The sequence below is a fragment of the Paraburkholderia sp. BR10882 genome, from assembly GCF_040948855.1.
Classification (GTDB): Bacteria; Pseudomonadota; Gammaproteobacteria; order Burkholderiales; family Burkholderiaceae; genus Paraburkholderia; species Paraburkholderia nodosa_A.
The window spans coordinates 320,621-340,146 of sequence record NZ_JBFPKP010000008.1; the positions used below are offsets into that span (position 1 = coordinate 320,621).

The 19,526-nt window shown below is 62.9% G+C and carries 15 protein-coding genes and 1 pseudogene; 10 read left to right on the forward strand and 6 right to left on the reverse strand.

What is annotated here, in order from left to right:
- The first annotated feature begins 67 nt into the window (after positions 1-67).
- The 5 genes from AB3X99_RS22210 to AB3X99_RS22230 all read left to right on the forward strand — a co-directional run bounded on the left by AB3X99_RS22210 (position 68) and on the right by AB3X99_RS22230 (position 5,398).
- Positions 68-610 (forward strand): single-stranded DNA-binding protein, encoded by a 543-nt coding sequence (locus AB3X99_RS22210; protein WP_069265232.1) that lies wholly within the window; start codon positions 68-70, stop codon positions 608-610.
- Between the two features lie 289 nt (positions 611-899).
- Complete coding sequence (gene hcp, locus AB3X99_RS22215) at positions 900-2,567, forward strand: hydroxylamine reductase (RefSeq protein ID WP_368618136.1); 1,668 nt, start codon at positions 900-902, stop codon at positions 2,565-2,567.
- Positions 2,568-2,584: 17 nt separating this feature from the next.
- Positions 2,585-3,607 (forward strand): 2Fe-2S iron-sulfur cluster binding domain-containing protein, encoded by a 1,023-nt coding sequence (locus tag AB3X99_RS22220; protein ID WP_368618137.1) that lies wholly within the window; start codon positions 2,585-2,587, stop codon positions 3,605-3,607.
- A 154-nt stretch (positions 3,608-3,761) separates the two neighbouring features.
- The gene (locus AB3X99_RS22225) at positions 3,762-4,430 is read left to right on the forward strand and encodes a PAS domain-containing protein (protein WP_324162487.1); all 669 of its coding nucleotides are present in this window, start codon (positions 3,762-3,764) and stop codon (positions 4,428-4,430) included.
- Entirely contained in the window at positions 4,427-5,398 is a 972-nt protein-coding gene (locus AB3X99_RS22230) for a threo-3-hydroxy-L-aspartate ammonia-lyase (protein ID WP_368618138.1), read from the forward strand. The genes AB3X99_RS22225 and AB3X99_RS22230 overlap by 4 nt, the downstream gene beginning before the upstream one ends.
- An 11-nt stretch (positions 5,399-5,409) precedes the next feature.
- On the opposite strand, the gene AB3X99_RS22235 is transcribed toward AB3X99_RS22230, so the two are convergent.
- A complete protein-coding gene (locus AB3X99_RS22235; protein WP_368618139.1) occupies positions 5,410-6,285 on the reverse strand; it encodes a LysR family transcriptional regulator in 876 nt (291 codons plus the stop codon).
- Between the two features lie 137 nt (positions 6,286-6,422).
- On the opposite strand from AB3X99_RS22235, the gene AB3X99_RS22240 reads away from it, so the two are divergent.
- The 3 genes and pseudogenes from AB3X99_RS22240 to AB3X99_RS22250 all read left to right on the forward strand — a co-directional run bounded on the left by AB3X99_RS22240 (position 6,423) and on the right by AB3X99_RS22250 (position 9,419).
- The gene (locus AB3X99_RS22240; RefSeq protein WP_368618140.1) at positions 6,423-7,745 is read left to right on the forward strand and encodes an MFS transporter; all 1,323 of its coding nucleotides are present in this window, start codon (positions 6,423-6,425) and stop codon (positions 7,743-7,745) included.
- A gap of 217 nt (positions 7,746-7,962) precedes the next feature.
- Positions 7,963-8,205: pseudogene (locus AB3X99_RS22245) on the forward strand (response regulator); the annotation flags it as partial.
- Positions 8,206-8,345: 140 nt separating this feature from the next.
- Entirely contained in the window at positions 8,346-9,419 is a 1,074-nt protein-coding gene (locus AB3X99_RS22250; RefSeq protein WP_368618141.1) for an ATP-binding protein, read from the forward strand.
- Between the two features lie 578 nt (positions 9,420-9,997).
- Here the strand turns inward: AB3X99_RS22250 and AB3X99_RS22255 are convergent.
- From AB3X99_RS22255 to AB3X99_RS22270, 4 genes are all read right to left on the reverse strand, one after another.
- The gene (locus AB3X99_RS22255; protein WP_368618142.1) at positions 9,998-10,432 is read right to left on the reverse strand and encodes a hypothetical protein; all 435 of its coding nucleotides are present in this window, start codon (positions 10,430-10,432) and stop codon (positions 9,998-10,000) included.
- An 804-nt stretch (positions 10,433-11,236) separates the two neighbouring features.
- Entirely contained in the window at positions 11,237-12,625 is a 1,389-nt protein-coding gene (locus AB3X99_RS22260; RefSeq protein ID WP_368618143.1) for a class II fumarate hydratase, read from the reverse strand.
- A 147-nt stretch (positions 12,626-12,772) separates the two neighbouring features.
- A complete protein-coding gene (locus AB3X99_RS22265) occupies positions 12,773-14,161 on the reverse strand; it encodes a cation:dicarboxylase symporter family transporter (protein ID WP_368618144.1) in 1,389 nt (462 codons plus the stop codon).
- Positions 14,162-14,185: 24 nt separating this feature from the next.
- The gene (locus AB3X99_RS22270) at positions 14,186-15,556 is read right to left on the reverse strand and encodes an adenylosuccinate lyase family protein (protein WP_368618145.1); all 1,371 of its coding nucleotides are present in this window, start codon (positions 15,554-15,556) and stop codon (positions 14,186-14,188) included.
- Between the two features lie 157 nt (positions 15,557-15,713).
- Here AB3X99_RS22270 and AB3X99_RS22275 point away from each other — a divergent pair, with 157 nt between their 5' ends.
- Positions 15,714-16,445 carry a GntR family transcriptional regulator gene (locus AB3X99_RS22275; RefSeq protein ID WP_368618146.1) on the forward strand — a complete coding sequence of 244 codons (732 nt, stop codon included), beginning with the start codon at positions 15,714-15,716 and terminating at the stop codon, positions 16,443-16,445.
- A 105-nt stretch (positions 16,446-16,550) separates the two neighbouring features.
- The gene (locus AB3X99_RS22280) at positions 16,551-18,092 is read left to right on the forward strand and encodes a methyl-accepting chemotaxis protein (protein ID WP_368618147.1); all 1,542 of its coding nucleotides are present in this window, start codon (positions 16,551-16,553) and stop codon (positions 18,090-18,092) included.
- A 668-nt stretch (positions 18,093-18,760) separates the two neighbouring features.
- On the opposite strand, the gene phoU is transcribed toward AB3X99_RS22280, so the two are convergent.
- Positions 18,761-19,468 (reverse strand): phosphate signaling complex protein PhoU, encoded by a 708-nt coding sequence (gene phoU / locus AB3X99_RS22285; RefSeq protein ID WP_368618148.1) that lies wholly within the window; start codon positions 19,466-19,468, stop codon positions 18,761-18,763.
- Positions 19,469-19,526 lie beyond the last annotated feature (58 nt).

Below are 19,526 nucleotides of genomic sequence, written 5' to 3' on the forward strand. Positions count from 1 at the left end.
ACATCAGGCGCTCGCCGGCGCGCACCGCGCGGCCGCTCCTCGCAACGGAATCAAACAGGAGAAATTCATGGCATCCGTGAACAAGGTGATCCTCGTCGGCAACCTCGGCGCCGATCCGGAAGTGCGCTATCTGCCGAGCGGCGACGCCGTGGCGAACATTCGCCTCGCCACGACCGACCGCTACAAGGACAAGGCGTCCGGCGAGTTCAAGGAAATGACCGAATGGCACCGCGTGTCGTTCTTCGGGCGCCTGGCCGAGATCGTCTCGGAGTACCTGAAGAAGGGTTCGTCGGTGTATATCGAAGGCCGCATCCGCACGCGCAAGTGGCAAGCGCAGGACGGCACCGACCGTTACTCGACGGAAATCGTCGCCGACCAGATGCAGATGCTGGGCGGCCGCAGCGGCGGCGCCTCGATGGGCAGCGACATGGGCGACGACGGCGGCTACAGCCGTGAGCAGTCCGCACCGCGCGGCGGCGGCCGTGCTTCGGGCGGTGGCGGTGCGCCGCGTTCGAGCGGTGGCGGTGCTGGCGGCGGCGCAGGCGGCGGCCGTTCGAACGCGCCGGCTGGCGGCGGCTTCGATGAAATGGACGACGATATTCCGTTCTAAAGCCTCCGAACGCATCGGCAGGACCTGAAGCCCCGGCTCGACCTCACGGTCGGGCCGGGGCTTTTCATTTGCGCGCGCGGACCGAGCGAACTCAGCAAGCTGAGCGAGTCGAGCGCCGACCCGCTGCGACGTTTTCGCGCACACAGTCAATTCTCCGCTTCAAGCGACACGTTTTCTGATTTTTGTCACGGCAAAACTCCCGCCGGCGCGCGACCATTTAAAAGATGCATTGATTTTGCATCTTACAAGACGGCTCGCGCCGTCACCCCACAAGGAAAAGGAGAAAGCCGTGTTTTGCTATCAATGTGAACAGACCGACCGCGCCCAGGCCATACCGGGCTGCGCCTCGGCCAAGGGCAACTGCGGCAAGGACGCCACGACTGCGGATCTGCAGGACCTGCTGATCTACGCGGCCAAGGGCATTGCACAGTATGGCGCGCTCGCGCGCGGCCTCGGCAGCCCCGATCGCGAAGCCGACCGCTTCATGCTCTACGCGCTGTTCACAACGCTCACCAACGTCAATTTCAACGCCAGCCGATTCGTGGCGATGCTGCGCGAGGCGGCGCAACACCGCGATCGCGTGAAGTCGACCTGCGAGGCGCTCGCGCTCGCGCAAGGCGTCGCCGTTGCGCCACCGGGCGGCGCCGCGCTCTGGCAACCGGGCAACGATCTCGCCGAACTGCAGGCGCAGGCCGCGCTCGTCGGCATCAAGGCCGGGCTGCCGAAGGTAGGCGAGGACGTTGTGGGCTTGCGCGCCCTCGTGCTCTACGGCCTCAAAGGCGTGTGTGCCTACGCTCATCACGCGCGCGTGCTCGGATACGAGAGCGAAGAGGTCTACACGGGCGTGGAGGCGGCGCTCGTGTTTCTCGCGAGCGAACCCACGCAGGCCGGCGATCTTCTTGAACATGCGCTCGCGCTCGGCAACCTGAACCTCAAGGTCATGGAACTGCTCGATGCGGCAAACACGGGCCGCTTCGGCATGCCCGAACCCACTGCCGTGCGCGTGACGCCCGCGGCGGGCAAAGCCATCCTGGTTTCGGGCCACGACCTCGGCGATCTGGAGGCGCTGCTCGAAGCCACCCAGGGCACCGGCGTGCAGATTTACACGCACGGAGAAATGCTGCCCGCGCATGCTTACCCGAAGCTCAAGGCTTATCCGCATCTGGCAGGCAACTACGGCGGCGCATGGCAGCACCAGCAATCGGACTTCGCTCATTTCCCCGGCCCGATCCTGATGACCTCCAACTGCCTGATCGAGCCGCTGCCGCAGTACCGCCAGCGCATCTTTACGACGGGCCCGGTAGGCTGGGCCGGCGTGCGCCATCTCGAGCATCACGCGTTCGCGCCGGTCGTGCAGGCCGCGCTCGCGCTGCCGGGCTTCCGCGAAACGACGCCGAAGGAAACCATCACCATCGGCTTTGCGCGCAACACGGTGCTCGGCGTGGCCGACAAGGTGATCGACGCGGTGAAGGCCGGACAGATCCGCCACTTCTTCCTGATCGGCGGCTGCGACGGCGCCGCGCCGGGCCGCAACTACTACACCGAGTTCGCGCAGGGTGCGCCCGGCGACACCGTCGTCATGACGCTCGGTTGCAACAAGTACCGCTTCAACCGTCACCAGTTCGGCGACATCGGCGGCATTCCGCGCCTGCTCGATCTGGGCCAGTGCAACGACAGCTATTCGGCGATCCAGATCGCGATCGCGCTCTCGAAGGCCTTCGACTGCGGGGTGAACGATCTGCCGCTCACACTCGTGGTGTCGTGGTTCGAGCAGAAGGCCGCCGCGGTGCTGCTCACGCTGCTCGCGCTCGGCCTGCGCAACATCCATCTCGGACCGACGTTGCCCGCCTTCCTCACGCCGAATGTCCTCGACATCCTCGTCGAGCAGTTCGGCATTTCGCCGATCGGCGAGGCGCAAGCGGACCTCGCCGCGGCGCTCGCACGCAAGGCCGCTTGAGCGCGGGTGAGAACGTCATGAGTTATCAAATCGAGCTCACCACGCGCGACGGCCAGGCGTTCGGTTTCGCGTGCGAGCCGGGGCAGGACGTGCTGAGCGCGGCGGCGGCGGCGGATATCACGCTGCCCTCGCAGTGCCGGCGCGGCAGCTGCGGCGCGTGCCACGCCACCGTGACTGAAGGCGCGTACACGCTTGGCGACCACAGTGCGGACGCGTTGCCGTCCGGCGACCCGCACGCGGTTCTGCTGTGCCGCACGAGACCTTCGGCCGACTTGCGCGTCGCCGCGCCGTACGACGGCACGAAGGTGCTGCTGCAGCCGGTTGCCGCGCGCACGGCGCGCATCGCCGCGCTGGACACGATCGCCGACGACACGCGCCGTCTCGAACTGCTGCTCGACGCCGACGACACGAGCGGCAGCGCCGCCGAGTTCGAAGCGGGCCAGTTCGCGGAGCTGGAGCTGCCGAAGGGCGGCGTGAAGCGCCCGTTCTCGCTTGCCAACACGAGCAACTGGGAGGGGCGTCTCGAGTTCCTGATCCGGCTGCGGCCGCAAGGCGAGTTTTCGGCGTATCTGCGCGAGCGGGCGCAGCCGGGCGACGTGCTCACCGTTCACGGCCCGCAGGGCGGCTTCGGTTTGATCGCCGACAGTCTGCGCCCGCGCTGGTTCGTGGCGGGCGGCACGGGTCTCGCGCCCGTGCTCTCGATGCTGCGCCGCATGGCCGAATTCGGGGAAATGAACGACGCGCGGCTCTTCTACGGCGTGAATCGCGAGAGCGAACTTTTCCTGCTCGACGAACTGGACGCACTTCGGGAGGCGTTGCCGCAACTGCATGTCGAGCTTTGCGTGCGCGAAGCGGGCGATGGCTGGCAGGGCTCGCACAGCACCCCTGTCGACGCGCTCGCCGCCGCGTTGGCAGACGCTGGCGCGGCGCCCGAACTCTACGTTTGCGGTCCGCCCGCGATGGTGAGCGCCGCGCAGGCGGTGGCGGCGCGCGCACGCGTGCCGTCCACGCAGTTCGTGAGCGAACGCTTCACGGTCTGAGCAGCAATGCAGTGAGTCGTGTTTCTTCGTGTCTGATTGACCTCGCCTTCGGGCGGGGTTTTTTTTCGCGTCTCGGGCGGCCATGCACGGCACTTCCGAGCGATCTGTTCAAGCGATTGACATTCAGTCATTAACTGTCAAAATGTCCAATATCATGATGCCAACCCGAAAAACCCGTTCCGGCCTTTCCACTGACGAAAATGCGCTGCTCCTGCGCGAAGGCGAGAAGATCGTCGCGGCGCTCGGGCAGACGCTCGCGCCGCTCGTCGAGGTCGTGCTGCACGACCTCACGCGGCCCGAGCACTCGGTCGTGGCGATCGCGAACAATTTGTCAGGACGGCAAGTCGGCGACGCCGCCACCGAAATGGGCCTCGCGCGCATCACCGACTCCGGCTTTCCCGAAGTCGTGGCCAACTATCCGAACCGCTTTCCCGACGGGCGTCCGGCCAAGAGCACATCCATCGGCCTGAAGAACAGCGCGGGCGAGTACGTCGCGGCCCTCTGCCTGAACATGGATGTGTCGCTGATCGGCGCGGTGACGGCGGGCCTCGGCCAGCTGATCCAGACGAGCGCGGCTGCGCCCGTCGCCGAAACGCTCGCACCGCGCGGCGTGGGCTGTGTGCGCGAGGCGCTCGAACGCTTCGCTGCCACGCGCAACACCACACCGATCGGCATGACGCTCGCGCAGCGCCGTGAGGCCGTGCGCGAGCTCGCGACAAACGGAATGCTGAACCTGCGTCATGCGCTCGCCGACGTGGCCACCACGCTCGGCGTGGCGCGCTCGACCGTCTACACCTACCTGCCAGCCGAAGAACGACCATGAGCACTCTGCCTATTACCTTCGAAGACGTCGCCGCCGCCCACGAACGCCTGCGTGGCGTCGCGCACCGCACGCCGGTTCTGACTTCCAGCACCGCGAACGAACGCACGGGCGCGCAGCTTTTCTTCAAATGCGAGAACCTGCAGCGCATGGGCGCGTTCAAGTTCCGCGGCGCCTATAACGCGATCGCGCAGTTCACGCCGCAGCAGAAGGCGGGCGGCGTGATCACGTTTTCGTCGGGCAACCATGCGCAGGCGATCGCGCTGTCGGCGCGTCTGCTCGGCGTGAAGGCCGTGATCGTCATGCCGCACGACGCGCCCGCCGTGAAGGTCGAGGCCACGCGCGGCTATGGCGGCGAGGTCGTCTTTTACGATCGCTATACCGAGGACCGCGAGGCACTCGGCAAACGGCTTGCGGCCGAGCGCGGCCTCACGCTCATTCCGCCGTACGACCACGCTCTCGTGATGGCCGGGCAGGGCACGGCCGCCAAGGAGTTGTTCGAGGAAACGGGCGAGCTCGACATGCTGCTCACGCCGCTTGGCGGGGGCGGGCTGCTGTCGGGCTGTGCGACCGCCGCGCATGCGCTCTCGCCCGCGTGCACGGTGATCGGCGTCGAGCCCGAGGCCGGCAACGACGGTCAGCGCAGCCTGCAGTTGGGCGAGATTGTCCACATCGACACGCCGAAGACCCTTGCCGACGGCGCGCAAACCCAGCATCTCGGCAACCTGACCTTCGCGGTGATTCGCGAGCGCGTGAGCGAGATCGTCACGGTGAGCGACGCGGAACTCGTCGATACGATGAAGTTCTTCGCGAGCCGCATGAAGCTCGTGGTCGAACCCACCGGCTGCCTCGCGGCGGCGGCGGTGCTGCACGGCAAGGTGGACGTGCGCGGCAAGCGCGTGGGCGTGCTCATCTCCGGGGGCAACGTCGACCTGCTGCGCTTTGCCGAACTGGTTCAGGCCGCAGGCTAAAGCGCCTGAACTCAAGCGAGCAGTTGCGCGAGCGCCGCGCGCGCGTTCGTCACGTGCGCGGACTCGCCCGGCCGGCCCGGCAGCAAATGAAATTCGGCCGCGGGCAGTGCAGGCAAGCCGAATGAAGCCGGGCAGGGCATCAGTCCTTCGCCGATCGACGACTCGTTCAGACACGAGATTCCCAGCCCCGCCTTGAGCGCGAGCTGCAGCCCGGCCACGCCCGAAGCCGAATGCGAAATCAGATAGGGCATGCGCGCTTCGTCGAGCAACCTCACGACACGGCGCTGCAACTGGCAGGTCGCCGGCAGCAGCACGAGCGGCCAGGGCGGCGTGAGCGCGGGCCGCTCGCGCAGCGTTTGCGTCGCGCCCACCCACACCAGTTTTTCGCGCCGTATCGACGTGCTCTTGTGCGTGCTGCGGCCTTCCTCCACCAGCCGCAGCGACAAGCCGATGTCGTAGGCGTTATCTTCGGCGCTGCCGTCGATCACGGCGCTCGGCAGCACGGTCACATGCAGACGCAGGCGCGGATGCTGGACCGCGAAGCGCCGGATGATCTCGGCGACGTCGTGTGGCCGGTAATAGTCCGTGATCGCAATGCGTACTTCGCCGTCGAGCGTGCGGCCGAGCATGTCGTCGAAGGCGGCGTCGCAAAGCGCGACGATGCGGCGCGCGTGGTCGAGCAGCTTCGCGCCCGCGGGTGTGGCGGACATGCCCTGCTTGCTGCGCACGAAAAGCGGCTGGCCGACGCGCTCTTCGAGCTTCTTGAGCTGTTCGCTCACCGACGACTGCGAGAGGAACACCCGCTCGGCACCCGCGGAGACACTGCCCGCTTCTGTCACGGCGATAAACGTGCGCAACTGCGCGAGATCGAAACCGCGTGCGTTCATTGATTCGGCTTGATCAGATGCGTTTCATGCAATTCCATGATTCGGAAATTCCGAATATACGGATTGGAATTTCCCGCTTTTCCGATAGATGGTGCGCCTCTACGATGCCCTCAGTCAACCGTTTTCTGGAGATCATCATGGGACGCAGTACGACGCGGGGCGCGGCACACCGCTGGAAAGTGCTCGCGGTGGGCGTGGCGGCCAACGCGAGTTTTGCGGCAGCGCTCGGCGGCATTCCCGCAACGGGCGTCTTGATCCGGTCGGATTACCGTATCGGTACCGGGGAACTGGGTGTCGTGCTCGGCATGCTGGGACTGGGCATCGTGCTGAGCGAGCTTCCCTGGGGACTCCTGACGGATCGCTGGGGCGACCGGCGCGTGTTGCTCACGGGGCTCTCCACGACAGCGCTCGCCCTCGTCGCGATGGCGCTCTGGGGCGCACCGGCGGGCACGCACACGCCCAGCGGCACGGTGCTCGCGGTAGGCCTGCTCGCGCTCGGCCTGCTTGGCGGAAGCGTGAACGGCTCGAGCGGGCGTGCGGTGATGGCGTGGTTCGCCACCCACGAGCGCGGCCTCGCGATGAGCATCCGCCAAACGGCCGTGCCAACCGGCGGCGGGCTGGGAGCGCTCGTGCTGCCCGCGCTCGCCGAGCATGCGGGATTCGCAGCCGTGTACGGCGCGCTCGCGGCGATGTGTGTGGTCTCCACCGTGCTGACGATCGTCTGGTTGCATGAACCCGCGCACGAACAGGATGCCGCGCAGGCGCCACTCGTCGCTCACGAAGCGCTCGGACAGGCACAACGCGCCGTCTCACCGCTGCGCAGCGTCACCGTGTGGCGCATGGTGACCGGCATTGGCGTGCTGTGCATTCCCCAGGTGGCGGTGCTCTCGTTCGCGAGCATTTTCCTGCATGACGTCGGCCATGCGGGTACCGCCGCAGTCAGCGCGACGCTTGCGGCCGTGCAGGGCGGCGCGGCCTTCATGCGTGTGTACGGCGGCCGTTGGACAGACCGGCACGGCGACCGGCGCATCTGGCTGCGCGGTTGCGCGGCGCTCACCGTCGCGCTGTTCGTCGTGCTTGCCGCGTTGACGGCTTTTGCGTCGCCAGCGCATCGCGCAAGCGCAGCGTTCGTCACCCTGCTTGCCGTGGTGATCGTGCTAGGCGGTATCGCCGCTTCCGCCTGGCATGGCGTTGCCTTCACCGAACTCGCGACGCTCGCGGGCAACGGTCGCGTGGGAACCGCACTCGCCATGGGCAATACCGGCGCATTCCTTGCGTTCTTCGTCGCGCCTTCGGCGATCCCGCTGCTGTTGTCGTGGTTCGGGTGGCCGGCGGTCTGGGCGGCGGCCGCGCTCTGCGCCGCGCTGGCATGGCCCGCATTCGCGGCGCCGCGCGAGCGCAGCGACGCGATGCGCACTGGCGAGCCTCGACAACGCACTCGCGCGCGCGCCGCGATTTGACCGTACGGAACACAAGCCATATTTAACGTTTCGGAAATCTCCGATTTCGACGGCGGCCTTTCAATGGTCAGATGAACACCTTGTCGATGTTGCTGGTTGCCGATGCGCTCATGCGGCGCATCGCTTCCACGCAGATCCGCCTCGAAGGAGATTCAGTGTGAAGCTACGTATCGTCCTTGCCGACGATCATCCATTCGTTCTGCTCGGCGTTCGCTCGGTGCTCCTTGCAGCAGACGATATCGAGGTCGTGGGGCAAGCGTGCGGTGCGCGAGAGTTGTTGCAGACGCTCGAAGCCGTCCCATGCGACGTGGTGATCACTGACCTCACTATGCCGCCTGTCTCCGGCGAAGCGGAGGACGGCCTGCGCCTCGCGCAGCGTTTGCGCCGCGCCTGGCCGCATATCGCCGTGGTCGTGCTGACCGGGGTTGCGAACGCCGTCCTCCTGCGCGCAGTGGCGCACGCGGGCGTGGTCGCCATGTTGCGCAAAACCGGGCCGATGGACGATCTCGCAGCCATCGTGCGCGGCGCCGCCCAGGGTCTCGCCCATCTCAGCCCGGCCATCGAGCGCGAACTCGCGGCCGCCGGCGGACCTTCCGACCTGTGCTTGCCGCGTTTGACGCCGCGCGAATCGTGCGCGTGGATGTGGAGCCGGACGTCGCGGTGCAGTTGCGCGGCGATAGTGTGCGGCTACGGCAGATCCTCTTCAATCTCCTCAGCAATGCGATCAAGTTCACGCCAGCAGGCGAAGTGAGCGTGCACTTTCGCGCATGCGATATCGGCGTCCGCGGAGGCGCGCCTGCCAGCCAGCGGCTGTCGATCGCGGTGGCCGACACTGGCATCGGCATTGCGCCCGAAGCGCAGGCGCAGCTCTTCGAGCCGTTCGTGCAGGCCGAGACTTCCACCACGCGACGCTTCGGCGGCACAGGGCTCGGCCTCACGATCTGCCGCAAGCTCGCGGCGCTGATGGGCGGCACGCTCGAACTGAAGAGCGAAGTCGATCGCGGCACCTGTCTGACGCTGCATATCGAATTGCCCGTGGAAGTGCGTAGCGGCACGGCCGCCGGGCTGCGCGGCAAGCGCACGCTCGTGGCGTGCGAGGACGCGAGCATCGCCGCCGCATTGATGCATTTTGGCTCGGCGCTCGGTATGGAAATGCGTCGCGCCGCGCCAGCGGAGCTCGCCCGCGCCGTAAGCGCGGACAAGGCCGATCTGGTGTTCGTGTCGGAAGCGCTGGCCGAGCAGTTGGGCAAACTCGGTGTGCCTGTGCCTGTGCTTTGTCTGACGGACAACCCGAAGCCAAGCGGTTATCGCGTCGTCGAGAGCGGCGTGCGCGTGAGCGTCAACCCGTTATCCTGGCGGGGCTTGAGCGCCGTTTGCGCGCTGGCGCTGGCGGGGCTGCCGGTCAAGGCTGCCAGCCCGTCACGTCCTGCCGCCGATGTCGAAACCACACTCCCGGCGCCCGATCGCGAGCAGGAACGCGCTGCTAGCCGCCTCATCCTCGTGGCAGAGGACCATCCGGTGAATCAGGAGCTGATCCGCCATCAACTGGCGTTGATCGGGTTCGCTTGCGACGTCGTCGACGACGGTGCGAAGGCGCTCGAAGCGCTGGCCGAATGCGAATACGGCTGCCTGATCACCGACTGTCTATGTGCAAGTTTGCAAGTTATTCCGTAGATGTGTAAGTCTAGATAAAATGGACGCCACATAAACAAGGAAGCAGCACATCCACTTGCGTAGCCACTAGAAGAAATGACAAACGCAGCAAATAAAATAACATTGCCAGAGCTATCCCTTACTGAACTAGCCGGCGGTCCCGGAGAAAACGCAACTCAGGTCGACATTCCCGCGGAAAACGGTGGGACCTTCACTTATTACACGAGGCCGGTGGGCGATGTTGACAGGATCACGCGCAGGCGCCACGACAACAAACCTAGCTGGTCGCCATATACTTTCCCTCTTTTCCCTGTCGTTCGGAACGCTGACGGCTCGCCTTGGTTAGAGGCAAATCTATGGATAATCGACAGACTCGTGGGCAAACACGCGCCCGAAATGCTGAGCTACGCGACCGTCGCACAGGACTTGGCCGCGTTTCGCCGGTATGTAGAAGAGAAAAAAATCAACTGGCTCAACTTTCCATCTTTCAAGCCTTATCGCCCGACGTATCGATACAACGGGTAGGCGCGACACTGCGCTCGTGGCGCGAATCGAGAAAGACGTTGACGTGGAGGGTAGGCCTGACAGAGCATGTTGGGTTAGCCGATCCGTGATTTGAACCACGCGGCACTTCCCGAGGTCAGCAAAAGTAACCCGGCAACAGTTTCTACGGCAATGCTTATCAAACCCACAACGTTGTTCAGCTGGGAAGATAGTCCGTCCGCAAACAGATGATAGATGGTTGTTGCGACGAGGAATGTCGTAACGAAAAGTGCAAGGTTCCTTGCCCAAATCTTTCCAGCCGAAATCCGCATAATGGTGAATGCGTAAAATATAAAAAATGTGGAAAGCAGCCCAAGCAACGTGATTTCCGCTTCTCTTTCGCTGATAGTATTGAAAGGCGGAATGCCCACTCCAGTAACGATTCGCAGGAGCGAAACTGAAAATGCAAGCCAATAGACAGCGACTGCGGCTCGAACTGATTGCGGAGCGTTGTCTTCGGGTAAAAAGATAAACTTGCTTTTCGCTTTCAAAGGATCTCCGAAAAATTGATGTCGAGGCTGGCTCGTCTGCTGATCTTAGTAGTGTTTCAAAGCATTTTCTAGAAAAAATAGGGAATCGCGCGGCGCAACTGATTTTCGATGAATGGCCGCTTTGTAGAGCAATGACCGGCGGCTCTGGGTCGGGATATGCATTCCGCATCGAGCGTACGCCGGAGATCATCCTTGTGCTCGGTCGTCGGGCTCCGGCCAGTTCCTGACATTCGCCCGAGCGATCAAATGGTCACCCAAGCGGCTGATCCACCTCCGAAAGCCGCCACTAACCGTAAATAACGGATTGGCGCGTCATTGGTCGGGGTTGCGCCTTGACACCCTGTCTTGGGCGTTTGCTTGCCGCGTGCGATGGCTCATTCGGGAAGCTTCACAAAGAAACCTCCGGAATCGCCATCATTTCAGGTGGTGCGTCGGCATATTCTGTCAGTGCAAGTCCGGCAGCACCTGCGTCTGCTCCATCTTCACAGCATCGAGTTCGCTTGGCTTGAGCCCCAGCAACCTGAGGATTGTCGGCGCGATCTGCGTCGTCTGGACGCGGTCGTCGACGATCTCGTTTGAGATACCTTTGCCCCAGACGACGAGCGGTACATGAGATCCTCCTCGGCATCGCCGCCCTGCTCGGCAATCTTGGAGAGCTTGCTGCCTGCTCAAACGGTTCCATGCTGGGCGATGCCAACGAGATCCGGGTAGCGATCGTCGCCCTGTCGACCGGAGTGGGTCGGATTTGAGGCGTTCGAGGACGGCCGCGTACAAACGCGACCTTCGTGCGAGCCCCCTGTAGTGCTATTCAGCCTTCGCCAGCCGCGCGGGATCGACGATCCTGTCGTACTGGTCCGCGTCGATGATGTCGAGCGACAGCGCCGCAGCACGCGGCGTAATGCCTTCGCGCAGCGCGAGGGCAGTGATCCGCGCGACGGCATCATAGCCGAGCACCGGATTGAGCGCTGTCACCGACAACAGTGCGTTTTCCACGTTCCTAGCAAGTTGCGTCCTGTCGACCTGAAGTCCCCTTACGACGCGTTCGTCGAAGTTTCGACATGCATCGGTCAGGACGCGTATCGACTGCAGGACGTTGTAGATCAGCACCGGCTTCGCGACGTTCAACTCGAACAGGCCGGAACCGCCGGCAAGCGTCACCGTCTGGTGATTGCCCATCGCCTGGAAGCACGCCTGCACCAGCACTTCGGCGATCGTCGGATTGCGCTTTCCTGGCATGATCGACGAAGTGAGGCCGTCATCGGGGACGATCAGTTCGCCGAGCCCGCAGCGCGGTCCCGAACCAAGTAGCCGAATGTCATTGGCAAGCTTTAAAAGCGATGTCGCAATCGTATTGAGTACGCCCGAGACATCGACCAGCGCATCGTGCGACGCCATGCCCTCCAGCTCGTGTGGATGCGTTCGAAAGGGCAGGCCCGTGCTGGCAGCGAGTTCTGCGCAGAAGCGCTCCGGGAACTGCGCCGGTGCATTCAGTCCTGTGCCTGCGGCCGTGCCACCCTGCGCAAGCATCATGAGCTGGGGCAATGCTGCGTCGATGCGCGAAATCGCCGCTGCCATCTGATGGGCGTACGCGGCGAAAGTGCGGCCCATCGTCGTCGGTACGGCATCCATGAGATGGGTGCGCGCGATCTTCACCACATCGGCGAATGCGCGTGCGTGTTCGTCGAGCGACGCCTGCAACGATACGAGCGCAGGTCGGAGACGCCCGGTCAGTTCAAGCGCGGCACTCACATGCATGACGGTCGGAAAGCTGTCGTTCGATGACTGTGACGCATTGACGTGGTCGTTCGGATGGACCGGCGACTTCGTCCCCAACGGCTGGCCGAGCAGTTCATTGGCGCGGTTGGCGATGACCTCGTTCGCGTTCATGTTGGTTTGCGTCCCTGAGCCGGTCTGCCAGATGCTCAGCGGAAAGTGATCGTCCCATTTCCCGTCACTCACTTCCGTGGCGGCTGCCTCGATTGCATCGGCGAGATGCGGATCAATGACGCCGCACCCGCGGTTGGCGCGCGCGGCCGCACGTTTCTGCAAACCGAACGAGTGAATCAGCGCGGCGGGAAAGCGCTCTTCCGCCGCGCCGAACACGTCCAGCGCACGCTGAGTTTGCGCGCCCCAATAGCGATGCGCGGGAATATCCACGGGTCCGAACGCATCCGATTCAGTGCGCGTATTCATGGTGAGCGTTTCCAGGTCGAATATGAAAGGGCGGAGCACATCAGGCGTCAACGAACGACTCCGCATTCGAAAGCGGAAAGCGGCTGGATCGAACTGATGCCAGCCGCTTTCGACATGCGTCGATGCCGCGTGTTCGATTAACTCGAGTTATCGAAGCGTAGCCGGACGAGGATTCACCTGTTTGAGGTTTTCGGGCGAAAGTTCGCCGTCGGTCACGCGCTCATCCGCTTCCGCGACTTCAGGAAAAAGCTCGGGATAGAGATGACGCTTCGCGACTTCCGCGTCGAATGTGCCCGACCAGCGCGCGACCACCACGGTAGCAAGGCTGTTGCCGATCGTGTTGCACGTGGCGATTGCCATCGACATGAAGCGGTACACGCCGAAAATGACAGCCAGTCCTTCCACGGGGAGAATGCCCGTCGACGTGACCGTCGCCGCGAACACGACGAACGATCCGCCTGAAACAGTCGCGGCGCCTTTCGACGTCAGCAGCATGAGCAGCAGGATGCCGATCTGATGTTCGATCGTAATGGGCACGTTGTACGCGTGAGCAATGAACATGACGCCCATCGACATGAAGATCGACGTGCCGTCCAGGTTGAATGCATAACCCGTTGGCAGGACGAGGCCCACCGTCTGTTTCGTGCAGCCGAGGCGTTCGAGCTTGATGAGCAGGCGTGGCAGCGCGCTTTCCGACGATGCCGTGCCGAGCACGATCAGGATTTCATCCTTGATGTAGCGCATGAAGCGCCACATGCTGAAGCCCGCGAGCTTCGCGATGACGCCCATCACGACGACGATGAACAGAACAACGACCGCATAAAAACTCAGCACGAGTTGCGCGAGCGCAAACAGCACGGCCGTGCCGTTGCTGCCAACCGCGAACGCTACTGCGCCGAGGGTGCCGAGCGGCGCGAGCTTCATCACCAGATTGATGAACGAGAACAGCACCTGCGAAATGAGATCGAGCCCTTCGTTGATGCGCACGCGGCGGCTTTCGGGAATCGCGAGGATACCAATCCCGACCATCACGGCCAGCACCACGACCTGAAGCAATTCGCCCTTCGCGAATGCGCCGATGAAGTTGTCGGGCACCAGATGCATCACGAACTCGGTGAAGCCTTGCGGCGCCGCCTTTGCCGCGATAACAGGCACCGCGCCAGGTGTGACAGCCGTCATGCCTTTGCCTGTCTGCAGCAGATTGCCCGCCAGCAGGCCGACGGCCAGGGCGATGGTCGACACGACCTCGAAGTACACGATCGAGCGCCAGCCGACGCGCCCCGCACTCTTCACGTCGCCGGCCGATGCGATGCCATGCACGATAGTCAGAAACACGAGCGGTGCGACGCCGGCCTTGATCAGCGCAAGAAAAATATCGCCGAGGATTTTCAGCTGCGCGCCAAACTTCGGAAAGAACAGTCCGACTGCGATACCGAGCGCAAGCGCAATCAGCACCTGCATACCCAGCTTGCGGTACCACGGCCGTTTTGGCGGTGGCGCGACTGACCCGTTACGTGATGTGTTGTCGTCGGTCATGGTGCGGCTCCTCGACAGCGTTCGTCAGATCTCGCTCGACAGCGCGATGGCGCGATCGACCATTTGCGGCGCGAGGCCCAGATAGTTGGCGGGATCGGTCATCGCGTCGATCTCGTTGCGATCGAAATGCCGGGTGACTTCTGGCAGTGCCGCCAGCGCTTCGGCCAGTGTGCCGCCGCTTTCGTTCACGGTGCGGCACGCGTCGTAGACGATGTCGTGCGCCTGCTGGCGTCCCGTGTAGGGCGCCATCTGCATCATCACCGCTTCGGCGACGATCAGCCCCTTGCTGATGCCCAGGTTGTGCTTCATGCGATCCGTGTCGACGATGAGTCCGCCCAGCGCGAACTTCGCCTGATGGAGCGCACCCGAAGCGAGGATGAAGCTTTCGGGAATCGCAATCCATTCCGCGTGCCACGGTCCCGTTGCGCGCTCGAAGTCCTGGATCATCGCATCGACCATCAGGCCGGCCTGCTGTCGCACGGCTTTTGCGGCGGCGAGCATCAGCTCGCTCGAAATGGGGTTGCGCTTTTGCGGCATCGTGCTGCTCGCGCCACGACCCTTGACGAACGGCTCGTACACTTCGCCGAATTCGTTGGACGCCATGATCATGATGTCAGTTGCAATCTTGCCGAGCGAACCAGTGACGAGCGCGAGCAGATTGACGGCCTCGGCGAAGCCATCGCGTGCGACGTGCCAGGTCGTCGCGGGCACGCCTAGTTGCAGTTCGGCGGCAAGCGCACTCTGCACGTCGAAGCCCTTGTCGCCCAGCGATGCGAGCGTGCCGGCCGCCCCCGCGAATTCGACCACGGCCACGCGCGGTCGCAGTTGCGCAATGCGCTGTTGATGGCGGTCGAACATCGCCAGCCAGATCGCGGTCTTGTAACCGAAGGTGACGGGCAACGCCTGCTGCAGATGCGTGCGGCCCGCCATCGGCGTGTCGCGGTGCTTCTTCGACAGGTCCACGAGGATGCCGCGAAGTTCGCGGATATCGGCATCGATCGAATCGAGCGCGTCGCGAACCTGGAGCGCGACGGCGGTATCCATGATGTCCTGCGTTGTGGCGCCCCAGTGCACATAGCGGCCGGCTTCGCCGCACATGCCGACCAGCTGGTGCACGAGCGGAAGGATCGGATAGCCGACGATATCCGTCTCTTCGCGCATGTGATCGAAGTCGATGTGCTCGATCATCGACTCGCGCGCGATGACTTCCGCTGCTTCAGCCGGAATCACGCCAACACGTGCTTCCGCTTTCGCGAGCGCCACTTCGACGTCGATATAGCGTTGCACCAGCGCGTGATCGGAAAACAGGGCGCGCATTTTGGCGGTACCGAATGCGTCACGGAACAGGATCGAATCGAAGACGGTGCTGGAAAGCGGAGCGGTGCGGGTAGTCATAACGAGGGCTTAAGTCGAGCAAAGACGGTTGTGCAATAAGCGGACACGTCGTGCGATATGTCCGGACATATTAAGGATAATATGTTCGAACATATCGTTCAAGCTATGATTTACCCTGGATGACCACCAATCCCGGTGTCGCCTTTCTTTGCAAAGCATGAACAGACCCCGTTACGCCGACATCGCTCGCGAACTGACTGAAGGCATCGCCAGCGGCCGCTTTCCCGTCGGCTCCTATCTGCCGACCGAACTGGAGTTGCGCGACCAGTACAACACGAGCCGGCATACGATTCGCGCGGCACTGAACGAGCTTCAGCAGCTTGGATTAGTCTCGCGGCGCAAGAACGCCGGCACGCGCGTCGAGTCGGCGCAGCCGAAGAACGATTTCCGTCCTTCACTGGGTTCAGTCGAGGATCTCGTGCAGTTCGGCTCGGAACATCTGCGGGTCATCCAGTCGGTGGAAGAGGTCAACGTGGCCGGCAAGCTCGCCAAGGTTCTGCAATGCGAGGAAGGTGCACACTGGCTGCGCGTGTCGAGCCTGCGTATCGAACGCGACAGTTCGCGTCCGCCTGTCGGCTGGACGGATGTCTACATCGATCCGACCTACACGGAGATTGCCGAGGAAGCGAAGGCAGCGCCTGACACGCTGATCAGTTCGCTGATCGAGGCGCGTTACGGCCGCTGTGTCGTTGAAATCCAGCAAAACGTCCAGGCCGTGAACGTCACGAAAGAGATGGCCGGGCGACTTCAGATGCCCATCGGTTCGGCGGCGCTGGAGATCGTGCGCCGCTATATCGATTCGACGGGCGTGGCGTTCGAAGTGTCGGTGAGTGTGCATCCCGCCGATCGGTTCGCCGTATCGATGAGGCTGAAGCGCTCAGGAATTTAAGGGTTTACCCCTATCCGCATTGAGGAGATGTGACCGATATCCAGTATGTACGGACATATCCGGTTCAATGCCCCCGGGCTCACAACATCCAGCGGACCTTTGCACATGTTTTCGAAAGTCTCAATCAGGGGGCGGATCTCGCTCGCCTTCGGCTTGCTCGTCGCCCTGATGTTGGTCGTCGCCGCGTTCGGTCAGTGGGGAACGCAGGCGGGGAAGTCGGCGCTTCACGAAATCTATGCGGTGCAATTGTCGTCAGCAGTCGCGCTTGGCGACACCAAGTACAACATGGCGATCGCGCGCGTTTCGATGGACCGGGCGCTCCTGCACCCGGAATCGCCGGACGTAAAAGTGCTTCTGCAGAAAGCACGCGCCTATCTGGCGACGTCGCAGAAGGCATACGAACGCTATCTCGCGCTGCCGAAGTCCGCTGAACAGCAAAAGCTGGCAGAGGCCGTCTCGCTGACATTCGACCGGTTGATCAAAGGTGCGATCGAGCCCACGCTGCAGTCGCTCGAAACGGGCGATGCGGTTGCCGCCAACCGGATCACGATGGACGTGATGCCGCCGCTGGCGCTCGCGTTCACCAAAAGCACCGACGCGCTCAACGACTACCTGATGACGAGCGGCGAATCGAGCTACGAGGACTTCCAGTCGACACTCAGCACGGTGAGCGGCGCATCGGTAGGAGCACTATGCGTCGCCATCCTTCTGTCACTGGTGTGCGCGATCGGCCTGCATCGCGCGATCGGCCGTCCTTTGACCCGGGCGCTGGAGGTCTGTTCGGCGATGTCAAACGGAGACCTCTCGAACAAGGTTCAAGTGGAAGGCCGTCATGAGATGAGTGCGCTCATGCAAGGTCTTTCATCGATGCAGGAGGGCCTGAAATCGACGGTCACAACCGTCCTCTCGAGCAGCGAGTCGATGGCGAGCGCCACGAGCGAAATCGCATCGGGTAACTCGGACCTGTCAAGGCGTACCGAGGCGCAGGCGGCCGCGCTGGAACAAACGGCGGCAAGCATGGAAGAACTGACAGCAACCGTTGCACAAAATAACGAGCGTGTCGGATTCGCTACCGAATATGCCAGCAACGCATCGGAAATCGCGAAGACGGGTGGTGTCGTGATGGATCGCGCCGTGCGAACCATGGCCGGCATATCGGATCAGTCGACAAAGATCGCGTCCATCATCGGCACGATCGAAGGGATCGCTTTTCAGACGAACATCCTGGCATTGAATGCCGCCGTCGAAGCGGCCCGCGCGGGCGAGCAGGGTCGTGGATTTGCTGTGGTTGCCGCTGAAGTGCGTACGCTCGCACAGCGCTCCGCCAGCGCGGCAAAGGAAATCAAGGCATTGATCGACGAAGCCGTGACGGGCGTGACTGAGGGATCGGGGCTCATCGATCAGGCAGGCCGCACGATGATGGAGATCGTGCAGTCGATCGAAAAAGTGAGCAACGTGATGCAGGAAGTGGCGGCGGCTTCGAAAGAGCAACGGGATGGCATCGAACAGGTCAACCGCGCTGTCTCACAACTGGATGAAACGACCCAGCAAAATGCGGCGCTGGTGGAAGAGACTACTGCGGCAGCACTGTCGCTTGCCGACCAGGCGCAGACACTCCGGTCGGCGGCGAGTCGCTTTCGAACCTAGAGGCGCTGAGCCGAGGCTCGGTTGCATGACGTTGTTGATGTGAGTGCGGTACCTGCGCGTGGCTGGGGACTTCCGGATTCGGCCATCTTCGGCCGCTCCTCCGGGACGTTGAATGGACATTCGAACGTTGCCTTCACCTTCGGCAAGAGACATTCGAAAGCGGGCGGCGATCGCCTCGGATGTCGGTTGATCCTATGTCGGGAATCCGCACGTCGCCCGAAATCGCGCACCGTCCGGCATCCTTGTCGTGGACAGCACGCTTTCGATTCCGGCTACCTGCTAATGCGCTCACCTCGACGAGCCCTGGCGTGCGCTGCCCGGTTGCCGACCGTGGGACTATCGATGTCTGTGCCTGATTTCCCGGACGGCATAGACAGCCAGAAAGGTGCCGACAAGCATTGCAGCCATTGCGAGCGATTCATCAAAGGAGTCGCCGGGTTTCGATGACTTTACATAGATCCAGATGCCGATCCCGGCCACCATCAGGAACATCCCCAAAAACAGCCCCCAAACCGGCCCGGCCGAATCGGACTGCAATCTGTGAGACATTTTCATAGCACTACCCCCCGACAAACTGGCTGTCCACTGCGCACTTCCTGAGGCTCACAACCGAATACAGCACTTTACGCATGCGACTGTTGGGACCTCGCGCCACAGCTGTACGCTTCTCAATCATCCAGGGCCTCGCGCTCAAGTCGGTCGCGCGAAATGTGACGGACGTCCTTACCCTTGACAACATAGATGACAAGTTCCGCCAGGTTCTTCGCGTGGTCACCGATCCGTTCGATGGCCGACGCGATGGACACGTAGTCGAGCGCGGAAGAGATGACGCGGGGATTCTCCGCCATGAATGTTGGCAGCTTGCGCACGAATGCGCGGTACTGTTCATCGATCGCCTCATCCTCGCGCATGATCCGGGCTGCCTCAACCGTATCGAGCCTCGCGAACGCAGCAAGCGCGTGGTGGAAGATGGTTCCCGCCATCTGGCCGGATAACCGGATTTCCGCGATATTCATGGTCCTGCCCGCAGCGTCATTCGCGATTCTGCGCGTGCGCTTTGCGATCTTGCGCGCTTCATCGCCTGCGCGCTCGAGATTGGTGATCCCCTTGGAGAACGCCAACAGTCGACGCAGATCGGAAGCAATGGGCTGGCGCCGCGCAATGATGTTGCTGCACTCAGCATCGATCTCGACTTCCATCGCATTGAGTCGATGCTCCGCATCAACCACCTTCTCCACCAGACCCATGTCGAAGCGGCTGAGCGCCTGCATCGCATTGGTCAATTGAGACTCAACCAGTCCACCCATCTCGAAAAATCTCGACGACAGGTGTTCCAGGTCGGCATCGAACTGGCTGGAAATGTGCTTGTCTGGCATAGAAACTCCCTCTTGCCAGAAAGACGATAAACTGTTTGTACGGTTTGTCAAACCTGAA